This is a genomic window from Hydrogenophaga taeniospiralis CCUG 15921 (genome assembly GCF_001592305.1).
GTDB classification, from domain to species: Bacteria; Pseudomonadota; Gammaproteobacteria; order Burkholderiales; family Burkholderiaceae_C; genus Hydrogenophaga; species Hydrogenophaga taeniospiralis.
Genome location: NZ_BCWR01000005.1, coordinates 410,672 through 424,998, shown reverse-complemented (window position 1 = coordinate 424,998; position 14,327 = coordinate 410,672). Strand labels below are relative to the sequence as shown.

The 14,327-nt window shown below is 63.7% G+C and carries 16 protein-coding genes and 1 tRNA gene; 8 read left to right on the top strand and 9 right to left on the bottom strand.

The annotated features are described in order from the left end of the window. Positions 1-18 precede the first annotated feature (18 nt). Complete coding sequence (locus HTA01S_RS08505; RefSeq protein ID WP_169804755.1) at positions 19-1,110, top strand: outer membrane protein; 1,092 nt, start codon at positions 19-21, stop codon at positions 1,108-1,110. 58 nt (positions 1,111-1,168) lie between these two features. Here HTA01S_RS08505 and msbA read toward each other — a convergent pair whose 3' ends face one another. Continuing rightward, positions 1,169-2,926, bottom strand: a complete 1,758-nt coding sequence (gene msbA, locus HTA01S_RS08500) for a lipid A export permease/ATP-binding protein MsbA (RefSeq protein ID WP_245638042.1) — start codon at positions 2,924-2,926, stop codon at positions 1,169-1,171. 297 nt (positions 2,927-3,223) lie between these two features. On the opposite strand from msbA, the gene tolB reads away from it, so the two are divergent. The 7 genes from tolB to HTA01S_RS25180 all read left to right on the top strand — a co-directional run bounded on the left by tolB (position 3,224) and on the right by HTA01S_RS25180 (position 8,822). After that, positions 3,224-4,489 (top strand): Tol-Pal system beta propeller repeat protein TolB, encoded by a 1,266-nt coding sequence (gene tolB / locus HTA01S_RS08495; protein ID WP_068169268.1) that lies wholly within the window; start codon positions 3,224-3,226, stop codon positions 4,487-4,489. 65 nt (positions 4,490-4,554) lie between these two features. Continuing rightward, positions 4,555-5,139, top strand: a complete 585-nt coding sequence (gene pal, locus HTA01S_RS08490) for a peptidoglycan-associated lipoprotein Pal (RefSeq protein WP_084235949.1) — start codon at positions 4,555-4,557, stop codon at positions 5,137-5,139. 5 nt (positions 5,140-5,144) lie between these two features. Beyond that, positions 5,145-5,912 carry a tol-pal system protein YbgF gene (ybgF, locus tag HTA01S_RS08485; protein ID WP_068169265.1) on the top strand — a complete coding sequence of 256 codons (768 nt, stop codon included), beginning with the start codon at positions 5,145-5,147 and terminating at the stop codon, positions 5,910-5,912. Positions 5,913-5,985: 73 nt separating this feature from the next. Beyond that, a complete protein-coding gene (locus HTA01S_RS08480) occupies positions 5,986-7,098 on the top strand; it encodes a YeeE/YedE family protein (protein ID WP_068169655.1) in 1,113 nt (370 codons plus the stop codon). Positions 7,099-7,154: 56 nt separating this feature from the next. Beyond that, positions 7,155-7,967, top strand: a complete 813-nt coding sequence (locus tag HTA01S_RS08475) for a tRNA threonylcarbamoyladenosine dehydratase (protein WP_068169263.1) — start codon at positions 7,155-7,157, stop codon at positions 7,965-7,967. A 54-nt stretch (positions 7,968-8,021) separates the two neighbouring features. After that, positions 8,022-8,097: transfer RNA gene (locus HTA01S_RS08470), tRNA-Lys, on the top strand. Positions 8,098-8,309: 212 nt separating this feature from the next. Further along, positions 8,310-8,822, top strand: coding sequence for a hypothetical protein (locus tag HTA01S_RS25180; RefSeq protein WP_157572024.1), 513 nt, complete (start codon positions 8,310-8,312; stop codon positions 8,820-8,822). Positions 8,823-9,559: 737 nt separating this feature from the next. On the opposite strand, the gene HTA01S_RS25170 is transcribed toward HTA01S_RS25180, so the two are convergent. The 8 genes from HTA01S_RS25170 to HTA01S_RS08430 form a co-directional block, all read right to left on the bottom strand. Next, positions 9,560-9,931 carry a hypothetical protein gene (locus tag HTA01S_RS25170; protein ID WP_157572022.1) on the bottom strand — a complete coding sequence of 124 codons (372 nt, stop codon included), beginning with the start codon at positions 9,929-9,931 and terminating at the stop codon, positions 9,560-9,562. 117 nt (positions 9,932-10,048) lie between these two features. Continuing rightward, the gene (locus tag HTA01S_RS08460) at positions 10,049-10,312 is read right to left on the bottom strand and encodes a hypothetical protein (protein ID WP_068169258.1); all 264 of its coding nucleotides are present in this window, start codon (positions 10,310-10,312) and stop codon (positions 10,049-10,051) included. Positions 10,313-10,514: 202 nt separating this feature from the next. Further along, the gene (locus tag HTA01S_RS08455) at positions 10,515-10,730 is read right to left on the bottom strand and encodes a hypothetical protein (protein ID WP_068169253.1); all 216 of its coding nucleotides are present in this window, start codon (positions 10,728-10,730) and stop codon (positions 10,515-10,517) included. A 9-nt stretch (positions 10,731-10,739) separates the two neighbouring features. Further along, positions 10,740-10,958 (bottom strand): hypothetical protein, encoded by a 219-nt coding sequence (locus HTA01S_RS08450; RefSeq protein WP_068169251.1) that lies wholly within the window; start codon positions 10,956-10,958, stop codon positions 10,740-10,742. 17 nt (positions 10,959-10,975) lie between these two features. Further along, on the bottom strand, positions 10,976-11,593 hold the full coding sequence (locus HTA01S_RS08445) for a hypothetical protein (protein WP_068169247.1): 618 nt from the start codon (positions 11,591-11,593) through the stop codon (positions 10,976-10,978). 2 nt (positions 11,594-11,595) lie between these two features. Beyond that, positions 11,596-12,600: a hypothetical protein gene (locus HTA01S_RS08440; protein ID WP_068169245.1), complete on the bottom strand. Its 1,005-nt coding sequence runs from the start codon at positions 12,598-12,600 to the stop codon at positions 11,596-11,598. 53 nt (positions 12,601-12,653) lie between these two features. Next, positions 12,654-13,103, bottom strand: a complete 450-nt coding sequence (locus HTA01S_RS25165; RefSeq protein ID WP_157572021.1) for a hypothetical protein — start codon at positions 13,101-13,103, stop codon at positions 12,654-12,656. Further along, the gene (locus HTA01S_RS08430; protein WP_068169237.1) at positions 13,100-13,555 is read right to left on the bottom strand and encodes a histidine phosphatase family protein; all 456 of its coding nucleotides are present in this window, start codon (positions 13,553-13,555) and stop codon (positions 13,100-13,102) included. The genes HTA01S_RS25165 and HTA01S_RS08430 overlap by 4 nt, the downstream gene beginning before the upstream one ends. Positions 13,556-14,327 lie beyond the last annotated feature (772 nt).

Genomic DNA, 14,327 nt, shown 5'->3' with positions numbered 1-14,327 from the left:
CCTTTGTCTGGAAAAATCATGAAACTCACACCATTGAATTCGGTACTGCTGGCCAGCGGCTTGCTGGTGACCTCGATCGGCCACGCCGGCATGGTTAACGACTCGCACGGGAACGTGGGCTACGACACTGCCGCGGAATGCGACGCCGCGGTGCAGTCGGGCCAGGCCCGCTTCTACCAGCCATCGACCACCATGCCAGCGCTCAAGCGCAAAGGTGAAGCGACGGTTCGCACCGCGCGCCTGTCGGATCTTGGTCCGCAGTACAAGCTCGGCGCGTGCGACCTCGGTGTGGGTCGCCAGAACGGCCGCAACGGCGTCGCCAAGGCACTGCGTGGCAAGTACATCCCCTACAGCCCCGACATGCCCATCAACCTCTACGCCGACAAGGCGGGTGTGGCCGTCCGTGCCAGCATGGCCCGGTGCGACAACCGCTTCTCCGATGTGATGCCCCGCGCGGTGCCGGTACCCGCTCCCGCACCGGTTGCTGCGCCTGTGGCAGCCACTCCGGCTCCGGCCCCAGCGCCCGAACCCGTCGCAGCCGCGCCGGTGGCCGCACCCGTTGAAGCCGCTCCGCCGCCTGCCCGCATGTCGCCCTACGTGTTCGGCACGGTCGGCTCGGTGCACGACAGCGTGATCCATCACGAAATCGACCCGCTCCACAGCGTGGGCGCCAGTGCCAGTGAAACCGGTGTCCAACTGGGCGCAGGTCTGCAGTTCAACGAGCTGCTGGGCGCCGAAGTGTTCTACCAGGGCGGCAAGAGCCTCGAGTATCCCGCCGCGAATGGCTATGTGAACGCGCTCTCGACGCGGGTGTTCGGTGCACGTGTGACCGTGGGCACGAACGTGACCGACGATCTGCGTCTGTTCGCCAAGGCCGGCGTGGCCAACGTGAAGCACAGCAGCTCCAAAGGCACGCATTGGACCCAGGTGCCCGGTGCCTCCCATTCGGACAGCCAGACCCGTCCTCTGATCGGCTTTGGTGCCACCTACGGTCTGACGGAGAACCTGTCGGTGCGCTTTGATGCCGACCACGTCTTCAAGCGTCGCAAGAACAACGCCGGCTGGGGCAATCTGGACTACTTCGGCGTGGGCCTGCAATACAACTTCTGAACCCGCTCGGAAGTCTCGACTGGAACCGGAGCCACCTGCACAGGTGGCTCCGGTTTTTTCATTCCTGCTCGACTTCCGGCTTGAAACCCTGCGCATGCAGCCGGGCGTACAGGCCGTCGGCACGCAACAGCTCGCGGTGCGTGCCCTGTTCCATGATCTGGCCGTTGGCCAGCACCACCACGCGGTCGGCGTGTTCGATGGTGGACAGGCGGTGCGCGATCACCAGGGTGGTGCGGCCCTTCATGAGGCGAGCGAGCGCATCCTGCACCAGCCGCTCGGATTCGTTGTCCAGCGCCGACGTGGCCTCGTCCAGGATCAGCACCGGCGCGTCCTTGTAGATCGCGCGCGCGATCGCCAGGCGCTGGCGTTGCCCACCGGAGAGTTCGGCGGCGTTGTGGCCCACGGTGCTGTGCACGCCCTTCGGCAGGCGCCCGACCAGATCGCCCAGGTTGGCCGAGTCGAGTGCCGCACGCACGCGGTCTTCGTCGATCTCGTCGTCCGCAGCGCCCAGTGCCACATTGGCCGCCAGGGTGTCGTTGAGCATCACCACGTCCTGGCTGACCATGGCGAACTGGCGGCGCAGGCTGCCCAGGTCCCAGTCGGGCAGCGCCACGCCATCGAGCAGCACCTCGCCGCGCTCGACCTCCACGAAGCGGGGCAACAGGTTGGCCAGGGTGGTCTTGCCGGATCCGGAGGGGCCCACCAGCGCCAGTACCTCACCGGGGTGGATGTGCAGATCGATGCCCCGCAGCGCGGTACGGCTGGCATCGTCGGCGTCGTTCGGAGCCGCTCCGTCTTTCGCGGGATAGCGCACCCACACCTGCCTGAGCGAAATGTCGCCCTGCGCATGCGCGGCGGTGTGTGTGCCGCCGGTCTGCTCCGGTGTGTGGTCGATCAGATCCAGGCCCCGCTCCAGCGCGGCCAGACCACGCGTGATGGGGCCGGCGATCTCCGCCAGGTGCCGGATCGGCGCGATCAACATCAGCATGGCGGTGACGAAGGCCACGAAGTTGCCCACCGTCACCCCGCTGCTGCTGCTCTGCCACAGCGCGACCGCGATCACGGCCGACAGCGCGGCGGCCGCCAGCAGCTGCGTCAACGGCGTCATGGCGGCCTGTGCGATGGTGGATTTCAAGGCCAGCCGCCGCAGCGCCATGCTCAGGCCGTCGAAGCGGTGGGTCTGGCGCTGCTGCGCACCATGAAGCCGCACCATGCGGTGAGCCAGCGCGTTTTCCTCGACCACATAGGCCAGTTCATCGGTAGCGTCCTGGCTCGATTTGGTGAGCTTGTAAAGGCGGCGCGAGAGCACGCGCATGATCAGGATCAGCCCCGGAAACAGCAGCAGCACAATCAGGGTGAGCTTCCAGTTCAGGTACATCAGGTAGCCCATCAGGGCCAGCAGGGTCAGGCTGTCCTTGGTAAGCGTCAACAGGGCCGACACCAGCATGGTGGACCCGGTCTGCACCTCGTAGACCAAGGTGTTGGAGAGCTTGCTGGCGCTCTGGCGGGCAAACAGCGTCATCTGTGCATGGTTGAGCTTGACGAACATGGCCCGGCGCAGATTCAGCAGGCCCAGGCTGGCGGTGTAGGACAGCGCGTACTGCGCCACGAAACCGGCCATGCCCCGGATGCCGAACAGCCCCATGAGCGCCACGGGCACCATCCACAGCGCGATGTTGCCCTGGGCGAACCCCCGGTCCAGCAGTGTCTTGAGCAGCGCCGGAATCATGGGTTCGGTGGCCGCCCCCAGCAGGGTACCGATGGCTGCGAGAGCGATGCCGGCGCGGGCGGAGCGGAAATACGGCCACAGTCGCATCAGGCGTTGCCGGATCGTCTCTGCCGACGAGGAAGGCGTGGATATCGGATGGGTCAAGGCGGTGTGGGCCTGTCGGCTTTGGGGAGTGTCGGAAGATCGGTCCGGGCTGTAGGGAGGGTGCCCGGCCACACCGCAGGTGGGTCGACAGCACATCTTGTCACGGAGCCGGTGCCCGGTTCCGTTATTATCCGTTGTCGGACCCGCAGGACGCGCCTGTGGCGTTGTTTTCGGCCCTCCCCAACCTTGTGACGAATGCTGGATTTGAACCCATCTGACTGGCGACTTTCCCGACGCGGTATGCTCAGTGGCGCCGCAGCCCTCCCTCTGATGGCGATGCCTTGGCAGGCTGCCCAGGCCCAATTCCGTGTTGAAGTATCCGGCGCCGGCATGACGCAGATACCGTTCTCCGCGGTCAGCTTTCGGGAGAATGCTCAGGTCGATCAGGACATGGCCGCCATCGTGCGGGCCGATCTCGAGCGCAGCGGGCAGTTCCGTTTTGTCGAGCCCGTGCCCGCCCGCATGGACGAAACCTCCCTGCCGGACCTCACGCCCTGGCGAAGCAAGGGCGCCGACGCCATGTTTGCCGGCAGCGTGACGCGCCTGGCCGATGGCCGTTACGACGTGCGGTTTCGCCTGTGGGACGTGGTTCGCGGGAAAGACCTCGGCGCGCTGAGCTACCCCGTGGCGACGCAGGATCTGCGCAGCGCGGCCCATGGCATTGCCGACTACATCTACGAAAAGCTCACCGGTGAAAAGGGCGTTTTTTCCACCCGCATCGCCTATGTGACCAAGGCCGGCTCACGCTACGACCTGTGGGTGGCCGATGCCGATGGAGAAAATGCGCGAGCCGCGCTGACCAGCGCGGAACCCATCATTTCCCCCAGCTGGGCCCCTGGCGGATCGCATCTGGCCTACGTATCGTTCGAGTCGCGCAAGCCGGTGATTTATACGCAGGAGGTTGCTACGAAAAAGCGCCGACTGCTGGCCAACTTCCGCGGCTCCAACAGCGCGCCATCGTGGTCGCCCGATGGTCAACAGCTGGTGGCCACGCTGTCGATTTCCGGCAACGCGCAGATCTACGCCATGGCGTCCGGCGGCGGCGAGCCCCGCCGGCTGTCCCAGAGCTCCAGCATCGACACCGAACCCGTGTTCAGCGCCGATGGCCGGACCATCTTCTTCGTCAGTGATCGCGGCGGATCGCCGCAGATCTACAAGATGGGCGCACAGGGCGGCAGCCCCCAGCGCGTGACCTTCACGGGCAACTACAACATCTCGCCCTCGCCAAGCCCTGACGGGCGCTGGCTGGCCTTCGTTTCGCGCGTGGGCGGCGCCTTTCGCCTGCACGTGATGGACTTGGCCAACGGCAACGTGACCGCTGTCACCGACACCAGCGCCGATGAAAGCCCGAGCTTTGCGCCCAACAGCCGCATGATCATCTATGCCACCCGGGACAAAGGCCAGGAGGCGCTTATGACCACCACCGTCGACGGCCGCATCAAAACCCGGCTCGCTGGTGCGCGCGGCGATATTCGCGAGCCCGAGTGGGGCCCCTTCACCCGCTGAGGGCCGCGGGCCCCCGGTTCACCGTATCCATTCCATTGCACACCCGTTCAGAAAGGGAAATCCTCATGTTGAAAAAGTCCAACCCCGACGCTCCTGCCTCGATCCGCAACACGTCCCGCTGGCTGACCTGGCTTACCGGCGCCGTGCTGGTGGTGTCGCTGGCCGCCTGTGGCTCCAGCGTGAAGCTCGACGATGTGCCGGTGGAAGATCGCGGTACCTCGACCGGTGCGGCAAATGGCCAGGGCGGGCAGGGCAGTGGCGTGGATCCGAACGGTGTTGCCGGGGTCGAAGTGCCGGGTATGGATTCCCAGCAACCCGCGGGGATGGCCCGTGTGATCTACTTCGACTACGACAGCTACGAGGTGCGCGCCGATTTCACCGCCACGCTGGAAGCCAATGCCCGCTATCTCAACGCCAATCGCAACCGCAAAGTGGCCCTTGAAGGACACACCGACGAACGCGGCGGGCGTGAATACAACTTGGCACTGGGTCAGAAACGCGCCGAAGCCGTGCGCCGTGCACTGACCTTGTTGGGTGTGCCCGAGACGCAGATGGAGCCCGTGAGCTTTGGCGAAGAAAAGCCTGCCGTGCCGGGTTTTGACGAAGACTCGTTTGCCAAGAACCGTCGCGTTGAACTGACCTACCGCTGATCACCATGCGTTTTTCCCTGACTTCTGCGGCGGCGATGCTGACCATTGCGGGCTGGTGGCCACTGCAGGCACATGCCTTGTTCGAAGACGACGAGGCGCGCAAGGCCATCATCGAACTGCGGCAAAAGTTCGAAGCCAAGAGTCAGACCACCGATGCCGCTTTGGCCGAAGCCCGCGAGAGCGGGGCAGCCCATCGCCGCAGCCTGCTGGAGCTCTCCAATCAGATCGAAGAGTTGCGCGGCGAACTGGCCCGGCTGCGTGGACAGAACGAACAGCTCGCGCGTGAGGTCTCCGAGCTGCAGCGCCAACAGAAGGACGCGCAGGTCGGTATCGACGAGCGTCTGCGCCAAGTCGAGCCGGTGCGGGTGTCTCTGGATGGCCTGGAGTTCACGGCGACACCGGAGGAAAAACGCGATTTCGATGCAGCCATGGAAGTGCTGCGCCGCTCCGACTTCGTGCGTGCATCGCAGGCCTACGCGGCCTTCATGCGCCGTTATCCGGACAGCGGCTACACCCCGTCGGCCTTGTATTGGCTGGGCAATGCGCAGTACGCGAACCGGGCCTACAAGGACGCCATCGACAGCCACCGCCGTCTGGTGTCGCAGTATCCCACCCACCTGCGTGCGCCCGAAGCCATGCTCGCCATGGCCAACAGCCAGATTGAAATGAAAGACAGCAAGACGGCACGCCGCACGCTGAACGATCTGGTGAAGCAGCATCCACGGTCCGAGGCTGCGGCAGCGGCCCGCGAACGGCTGGCGGGTCTGCGCTGACGCGCCAGCGCCCGCCCGTGCGGGTCCCGTGAAGCAGCAGGCCCCTCGCGGGCCTGCTCCTACAATGGCGGCCATGGAAATCGCCGACCTTCACAAACTGCAGACCCTGGTGCTTTGGGCTGCTTTCGCGGTTTCCGCCGCGTTTGGATTCATTGCCCAGCGCACCCATTTCTGCACCATGGGGGCCATCAGCGACATCGTCAATATGGGGGCGTGGACGCGCATGCGCATGTGGGGCATGGCCGTCGGCGTGGCCATGATCGGCTTTTACGCCATGGGCTGGCTGGGCTGGATCGACACCAGCAAAACCATCTATTCCTCGGGTCGCATCATCTGGTTGTCGGCGCTGGTGGGTGGTGTGCTGTTTGGGTTCGGCATGGTGCTGGCATCGGGTTGCGGCAGCAAGACGCTGGTGCGCATCGGGGCTGGCAGTCTCAAGTCTTTGGTGGTGTTCTTCGTCATGGGGTTTGCCGCCTTCGCCACACTGCGTGGAGTGTTGGCGGTGGTCCGGGTCAACACGCTGGACCAGATCGCCTTCGACATCACCGCGGGCGGCACCGTGCCCGTCTGGGTCGCGGGCGCTCTGGGCGTCAACCCCGCGTTGGTAGGGTTGCTGCTGGCCTTGCTGGTCGGCGGCGCCCTGGTGCTGTGGGCCTTGACCGAGTCGGAATTCCGTACCGGCAGCAATCTGCTCGGTGGCGTGGGCATCGGGCTCATGATCGTTGCCATGTGGTGGGTCAGTGGTCACCTGGGGTTCGTCTACGAACACCCGGAAACCCTCGATTCGGTGTACCTCGCCACCAACACCGGGCGCATGGAGTCGCTGACCTTCACCGCGCCAATGGCCTACACGCTGGACTGGCTCATTCTGTTCAGTGACACCTCCAAGGTGTTGACGCTCGGCGTCGTCAGCGTGGTCGGGGTGGTGGTGGGCGCTTTCGTGCAGGCACAGGTGGGACGCAGTTTCCACTGGGAAGGCTTCCGCAACACGCAGGACACGGCACTGCACCTCGGTGGCGCCTTCTGCATGGGCGTGGGCGGAGTCACGGCGCTGGGTTGCACCGTGGGCCAGGGCCTTTCCGGTCTGTCCACCCTCAGCCTGACGAGCATGATCGCCGTGACGGGCATTGTGCTGGGAGCGATCGCCGGTTTTCGCTTCCAGATGTGGCTGATCGAGCGTGAGTGATCGCGCATGACGTTTCAGCCCAACTCCCTCATGACCTTTCTTGCTTGGGCCCACTCATGAGCGTCGATTTTGAGCGCCGCTTTGGGGGCTTGCGCCGGCTCTACGGCGTGGAGGGTTCCCAGCGCATCTTCGACGCGCACGCGGTGGTGGTCGGCATCGGGGGCGTGGGCTCCTGGGCCGTCGAAGCGCTGGCGCGCAGCGGTGTGCGACGTCTCACGCTGATCGACATGGACCACGTGTCCGAGTCCAACATCAACCGGCAGATTCACGCGCTCGACGCCACGCTGGGTCAATCGAAGGTGCTGGCCATGCGTGAGCGGGTCTCCCAGTTCCACCCGGACTGCGTGGTCGACGTGATCGACGACTTTGTGACCCCGGAAAACTGGCCCCAAGCGCTGGAGGCACTCGGTGTCGAAGCCAACGCGGGCAGCCTGGGGCTCATCGATGCCTGCGACCAGGTGCGCGCCAAGACCACCCTGGCCGCCTGGGCGCTCAAGCAGCATACGCCCTTGGTGACGGTGGGCGCCGCGGGAGGAAAGCGCCAGCCCCATGCGGTGGAAATGGCGGATCTGGCCGACACCACGCACGATCCGCTGCTGGCCCAGTTGCGCTACCGTTTGCGCAAACACCATGGCGCGGCCCGGGCGGGGCGCATCGGCGTGAACTGCGTGTTCAGCCGCGAAGCCGTGGCGGCGCCCGATGCATCCTGCCAGCTCGATGCGGGCGACGGCTCACTCAATTGCCACGGCTATGGTTCAGCCGTGAGCGTGACCGCCACTTTCGGTCTGTGTGCGGCAGGGGCGCTGATGAACGCGTTGGCGGCCAACGCACACAAGATTCCATCGAGTCTTCAAAAGACCCAAAAATGACGCTATAATTTGAGGCTTCGCAGCGAGGCTGAAAGCCAAAGTTTCGAAGCCCGTGGGACGTTAGCTCAGTTGGTAGAGCAGCGGACTTTTAATCCGTTTGTCGTGGGTTCGACCCCCGCACGTCCCACCAAAATCATGGCGTAAAGCCTGAAAAGCCTGCTATCTCATCGGTAGCAGGCTTTTTTGTTTGTGCTCCGTTGCCAGACCGTTGCCAGAATGCAAATTGGCCACCATGGTACGGCGCGGGAGGTGATGGGGAATCCCCTATGGCATGAAGCACCGCGCGATCTACGATCTTGACTCCATTCACTTCATGGACGCTCTCAGCGTAGACCTATGCCGATGCGACTCGATCCAACCTCGCTGCGACTTGTAAACCTTCGAGAGTGCAAGCCCGGCACCTTCATTTGGTATTGGCATGGAGCCAACAGCACGTTTGAACAGGGCGTCTGTTTGGCACCTCAGCAGGAACGACCCCAGGAGGTTTCTCTATTGCGCCTGACGGGCACCAGTCCATTTGTTATCGAGCCGTTTCCCGCTCAAATGAAGGTGCCGGTAATCGCGGTCGCATCGGGACCGTTTCGTCTGAATTTTTCCCGCTCATCATTGACTCAGGATCACCCGGCCAGTCCCGGAACGCTCGTCATTGCTGACGATGCCGCATACGTGTTCTCCAAAGGGAAGGGCAACGATGGCTTCGTGTCGGACTTCTATGTTTCCCTCAAGAACTGGTCATGCACAGAGCATTTGCAGGCCACCAGACAATTTCGCGCATCTGAATGGAGCCTCGTGCAAGCAGATGAGGGTGGTTGTTGCGAAGATTGGCCCTTGATCGAGTTTCAAAGATCGTCGTAGTGGCTCCTGTCTGATGCCTCGACCATCCGGCCGTCTCTGGGCACTGCGGGTCATTGCAGACCGTGCCCCGCCGTTTCCCGTTCCTGCGCAAGAACTGGCATTTGATGAATTCAAAATGCCCCTCGCTGGCACCTCTACGCCCGGAAACCCCGTTCAAACCTCGTGGCCGTGGATTTGATTGGGTTTGATTGTTTCCCTCTATGGGAAAAAATTCCACGCGTGGGAGGAGGCGCGGCTTCCCGCTGATCGGGTTCTGGGATTTGAAACCTCCCCCCCCGGGTCTGTGTGGTCGTGGATGCCCTGTTGCCGGTCCTGGCGAGCGCTGGAGCCGCCTTCCCTGGCGGGGTGGTGCTGGTGTGGCCGCGTGGTGCTTGCGCGCCTTGTGGGCCGTTCTGCTGTTCAACGGCCAGCGGCACGCTTTTCGCGCTGGGTCTTGGCCTCATGGCACCCGCACTTCTTTCCATGCTCCCACCAGACGCACCTCACCCGAAGGTTGCTGTCGTCCTCTGATCCGCCATCCTCGACCGGGATTTCATGGTCCAGCTCGAACCCGTTGGGGAAGTCGGTCAGCTTGCCGCAGTCCACGCAGTACGGGTTCGCGGTCCACATGCGAAGGCGACGGGCTTGTGACCATCGACCCCACACACGTTGATCAGATCGGGATGGCGCCGGGCGGATCGTGGGGCCCAGCGTTCGGATGCTGCTCTTGAGCGTGCGCAGTCCGGTCTTGGACTTGGTCATGGCGTGAACCCTTTTCTTTGTGCGGCCCTGGCCGTCGCTGGGGTCAGGCCAAAATCGTTGAGCATCATTCGGTACTGAGCAACCATCGCCGCTCGCGGCTGCTGCCCCGCAGATAGCGTTCGGCAGATCGCACCATGCACGCAGCACAGGTGCCCGAGCACTACGCTCGATGCCGCATTGAGGAGCCCGCAGTTCATCAGGATCGGGACCAACCGGTGCCACTCGCGCACCGCTTCCGCGTTCAGCAGCCAGTCAGGCGGTGCGGGGGTGTGCTGCAACAGGGGCAGCGCGGCGGTAGCCACTGGCCGGCCCAGTCGTCGGCTACCGGTGATCAGCTTGAGCGCGTACGGTTTCCCAGGGTTTGCCATCTCAAATTCCCAAATTTCTGATGCGAGCGCGTGAAAAAACGACTGAGGGCACGGTGTCCCGGAGGCCTTGCCCGGATTCAGGCGATGGCCCCCCGGGCTTCACGGTCCGCAATCGGCTCATGCCGTGGCCTCTCGGTGGCCGCACACGATGAACTGGCGAGCACATATCGGGCAACGCTCATTGGCGCAGCCGATCACGTGGAGTTCACCGAGCTGCACGCCGCAATCGTTGCACTGCTCGGGCAGGTCGTGTTCGTGGGTGCCGTAGGCCTTGCGCATGAATGGCACGTTGAAGTAGCTCACCTGTTTGATGAGCTGGGCCAGGCGCTGCCTTTGCGCCCAGACCTCGCGCCAGTTCTCGGGGAGTCGTTCGGTGCTCATGACGTTCTCCTGTCTCGGACATAGGACACGGCATCACGGGTTGAGCCGCTGAAAACGATCTGTTTGTTTCGCGTGTCCTGCAGCTCAACCCTGCCGCTGCCGTTCTCACGGACGTAGAGGCCGCGATCACGGGCAAGGCTGATCAAAAATCCGACATCGCTCTCACGTGCGGGCCTGCCCGCCGACATTGAACCCGTCGCCATCAGTGGACCTTCTCCGCGACCTGCTGGGCCATCATGGCGCAGGTTGCATCCACGGCACGCTGCAGGGCATCGCCGACCGAGTAGTGGGCGGCCAGCAGCGCCGCTTCGTTGGAAGTGATCATGCCGCGCGCGACCAGGGATTCAAGCTGCTCGCGGTGCTGCGCGATCAACAGCGCTTGGACCGGCTCGCGGTCGAAATGGAATTCGCTTTCCATGCTGCGCCCTCAGTGAATCCGACCGGACAGAAAGGCTTCGAGGTGCTGCACCTCGGCATCGACCGCCTCCTGCAAGGCCTTGGAGCGCGTGAGCGCACCCACTGCCTGATCGGCCTGGCCTTGCGTCCATTCGCCGGTTGCGACCTGCTGTTGAAAGCCGGCGGTCATCTTTGCGACCAGGGAGCCCTCGATGGCCTGGCGGTCGATATCCCATTCTGGTAATTCCATGGTGTGCTCCTGTTGGGTCAAGCGAAAGGTGCCCAGCCCGAGCCCTCGCGCGGTGGGTAAGTTTTGCCGGCGGCGATGTCTTTCACAGCGATGAAAAGCATGCCCTTGTAGCGAGTGATCGCGCCCTCGCTGTAGTGGTTCGTCAAGTCGAAGCTGCCCGCGAATCGCACCTGATGTTTCGCTGCGTGCTCGGTGACTTCCTGCAGCTTGACCGCCTGCTCTTCCAGCTTTTTGATGCGGTCGGTAGCGGCGCCCAGTTGGCGAACCAGCCATAGGTTGGTTGTCATCAGCGTGCCCATTGACGCCGTGCCGTCCCAATTCAGTCCGCTTTTTTCGTAGTTGTGGCGGACTTCGGCCACCTCAAGGTCGAACTCTTTTCGAGCCTCGGTGCGTGGGCGCGCCTTGTTGATCGTCTCAACCGATTTCGCCCATGCGACCTTTTCGGCGTTCGTCGCGCTGTCGCCGGGGTAGACGGGCATGGCGAGCTTTGACAGATCGGCGGCCTCTGCCGCGCGCTTCGCCGCAATCGCCTCTTTCAGGTTGGCTCGGACTTCCTCAATCGCCGCCGCGCTGGGCCCGGTGCCCTGGCGGCGGCGGCGCCAGGCCGTGCCCTCGGGTTTGGTTGCGCCGGCCATGATCAAGCCGCCTCGACGGAAACCACGCCATCGGTCGGGCCAACCACGTTCCACCAGCGCTCCGCCAGGACGGCCGTGCTGTCGGTCTGAAACATGGAAACCAGCTCGTAAGGTGCAGCCGGCGCGGCGCGCATGTCCACGGTTGCTTCGCCGCTCGACTTGATCTGCATGCCGCCATCCCAGACCGCGAATCTGGATGCCGGGAAAACCTGCATGCCGCTCATGCCATCGACGGCCACCACGTGAATGCCAGGCGCGAACTCGCCACCTCGAACACCCATGCCCCGGTTTTCAACAGTGGTTGCCAGGTAGTGCGCATCGGATTGGTTGACCGCGACCACAAAGCCATTCGAGCCGCCAGCGGCCTGCAGGCCAGCGCGCAGGCTTGCCAGCGGGTTCGCACCAGCCGCGACCACCGAAGTCCCGGAATCGACGAATGCGCTCAACACGGCGCTGTTCAGCGCCCTTGTCACCGCGCTTTCAAGCTCACGCTCGAACATCGCGCGGCCGGCTGCGCTGGTGTGGCGGGCCAACTCGTTGGACATGACGATCATCGCGGTGGACTTGATGGGGGTCACGTCGCCCAGGTTCAGCGACAGATTGAGCGTCGGTTTCGGGTTTCCCTCGGTGGTCGTATTGCCCACGCTGTCGCTTGCGATGATGACGCTGCGAAGGTTGGCCGGGATCGTCTTCGCGTACTTCATGATCTGGTCCAGCAGCGAGAACTGCGCGATGCTGGCGACGTAGGCTTCGGCCAGGGTCTGGGCCGCCGGACCGGCAAAAATGCCATCGACATCGAGAACCTCGGCGACGGCCTTGGAAACCCATTCGTTTCGCGATGCCTTGAGCACGTTCAAGGCCACGTCTTTTTGACGGTTGTGCGCCAGCATCGTACGGGCGATCTCGACAAAGGCGGCGGCCTTCGTCTCGGTCGGGTTCTCGGCCTCGGTGAGCATGTTCAGGGCGGCGGTGGCGCGGGCCGCGTATGCGCGTTCGATAATATCCATTTCGGGTTCCTTGAAGGGTTGGGTTTCGATGAAAACCAGACTACGCCGGTCACTCAAAATTGCTGCGAATTGGCAATTTTTCGCAGCCGCTCGATAGGCTCGGGCAGATGGCCATTGGCCTGGGGCACGCTGGCGCAGCGTTCACGCAGGAGGTCAAGCACGGCGCTGCTGGCCAGAACCCAAGCTGCACCCAGCGCGCCGGCAGTAGCTGCCTTGTGCGGGCCGGTGTCCAGCCTGAACGCGTCATCAACTGCGGTGGCCAATATCTCGGGCAACACTGCAGCCAGTTCGAGCAGCGCAGCATCCCGGGCACTGGCACCGGACCACATGCGCACCGCCTCGGGATCGACCAGCATCACGCGACCGCGCCCACGTTGACCACGCTGTACACACGGTGCACCACGCGCCACCAACCGGCGCAGCTGACCCGGGCTCAGGTCCAGCTCTGCGGCGGCCTGCTCGACCGGTAGACCGGGCCGGTCGGTTTCGGTCTGGTCGGTCATGTTGGTAGCTCCAACTGCCCGCCAGCGCTCGGCGTCGGAGAAAAGGTGGAAACCATTTCCACCTTTTTCGGTGCGCTCGGCATAACAGGTGCCGCCTCGCGCCAGTCGTCCAGGTCGGCCACGAACTCGTCGGCAATGTCCCGCGTTCCTGCGGCAAAGGTCATTTCCCACTCAAGGTTTGCGTGCTCGTGGTCGCTGTCGTTGATCAGGTAGTCGGCCAGGTGCCCGACGCGGTGTTGCAGCACCCTCAGACGACGGCACAGCGTTTCGATGCGGCGCGCGGTCGTTACGTCACTCGTGGGCACCAGACCCAGCCGCTCGGCTATCAGCCGGACCTGAATCGGATGGATGTCCACGACATTGACCTCATTGCCAACCGGGTCGACGTTCTCCAGCCTCACGTTGCCGTTTGGCAGTGAGGTTATGGTGAGTTGCGGAATGTCCTCGGTCACTTTGCGCCCTTCGCTCTTGGGCTGTGCTGCTGAGCACTCGGGTGCAGGTCAACAGCCGGGGTAACCGGTGCGGCAGATGGCTTCTCTAGATGGTCACCGTGAGACGGTGTAGAGAGACGGCCAAAAGTGGGGCTCATAGCACCGTGAGACGGTGTAGGCGGCGCTCTCCCTACACCGTGAGACGGTGCTATAGCGGCCCTCTCTACACCGTGAGACGGTGTAAGGCTTGCGTTTTTTCGGTAGGCGCCGCGCTCGAATGTTTCGACTGCACCGGGGTCATACGTTGGGTGTCGGTCCAGCACGTACCAGGTCACGGCGTACCAGCTTGCCTTGTTGGGCCGATGGCCTTGGACAGTCTCGTGAATGAAGCCCGCCGCAAGTAGCTCGCGCTTGGCGCGCGTGATTACATCGGTGCTTGTCCAACCGCGTTTTGCAAGGTAGACACCAGATGCCAACAGCATGCCGTTGTTGTTGCGCACGTACTGCCGGGCGAATTCCCACAGCAGTGACCTCGCTGGATGGCTCAGGCGGGCATAGGCAGGGCAGTCCAGTACGGCCCATGGCAGGGCCACAAAGCCGCCAGGGTCGCGCCCTGTGTCGCCTTTCCTGCCCTTGTTGCGTCCATTGGCCATTTATCGGACCTCCCCCCCAAGGAAGTGATAACGGTTATCACCCATGGGAAGGTCTGATGGCTTCTTTGCCATTTATCGGACCTCCCCGGCTTGGCAGCGTGGGCGTGTAGCGATAGACTGGCGGCTCTGTGGTGTCCTAT

Excerpts from the sequence above, each read along its gene's own strand:
- HTA01S_RS08505 (WP_169804755.1), top strand. The coding sequence starts at position 19 with ATGAAACTCACACCATTGAATTCGGTACTGCTGGCCAGCGGCTTGCTG.
- msbA (WP_245638042.1), bottom strand. The coding sequence starts at position 2,926 with ATGCGACTGTGGCCGTATTTCCGCTCCGCCCGCGCCGGCATCGCTCTC.
- tolB (WP_068169268.1), top strand. The coding sequence starts at position 3,224 with ATGCTCAGTGGCGCCGCAGCCCTCCCTCTGATGGCGATGCCTTGGCAG.
- pal (WP_084235949.1), top strand. The coding sequence starts at position 4,555 with ATGTTGAAAAAGTCCAACCCCGACGCTCCTGCCTCGATCCGCAACACG.
- ybgF (WP_068169265.1), top strand. The coding sequence starts at position 5,145 with ATGCGTTTTTCCCTGACTTCTGCGGCGGCGATGCTGACCATTGCGGGC.
- HTA01S_RS08480 (WP_068169655.1), top strand. The coding sequence starts at position 5,986 with ATGGAAATCGCCGACCTTCACAAACTGCAGACCCTGGTGCTTTGGGCT.
- HTA01S_RS08475 (WP_068169263.1), top strand. The coding sequence starts at position 7,155 with ATGAGCGTCGATTTTGAGCGCCGCTTTGGGGGCTTGCGCCGGCTCTAC.
- HTA01S_RS25180 (WP_157572024.1), top strand. The coding sequence starts at position 8,310 with ATGCGACTCGATCCAACCTCGCTGCGACTTGTAAACCTTCGAGAGTGC.
- HTA01S_RS25170 (WP_157572022.1), bottom strand. The coding sequence starts at position 9,931 with ATGGCAAACCCTGGGAAACCGTACGCGCTCAAGCTGATCACCGGTAGC.
- HTA01S_RS08460 (WP_068169258.1), bottom strand. The coding sequence starts at position 10,312 with ATGAGCACCGAACGACTCCCCGAGAACTGGCGCGAGGTCTGGGCGCAA.
- HTA01S_RS08455 (WP_068169253.1), bottom strand. The coding sequence starts at position 10,730 with ATGGAAAGCGAATTCCATTTCGACCGCGAGCCGGTCCAAGCGCTGTTG.
- HTA01S_RS08450 (WP_068169251.1), bottom strand. The coding sequence starts at position 10,958 with ATGGAATTACCAGAATGGGATATCGACCGCCAGGCCATCGAGGGCTCC.
- HTA01S_RS08445 (WP_068169247.1), bottom strand. The coding sequence starts at position 11,593 with ATGGCCGGCGCAACCAAACCCGAGGGCACGGCCTGGCGCCGCCGCCGC.
- HTA01S_RS08440 (WP_068169245.1), bottom strand. The coding sequence starts at position 12,600 with ATGGATATTATCGAACGCGCATACGCGGCCCGCGCCACCGCCGCCCTG.
- HTA01S_RS25165 (WP_157572021.1), bottom strand. The coding sequence starts at position 13,103 with ATGACCGACCAGACCGAAACCGACCGGCCCGGTCTACCGGTCGAGCAG.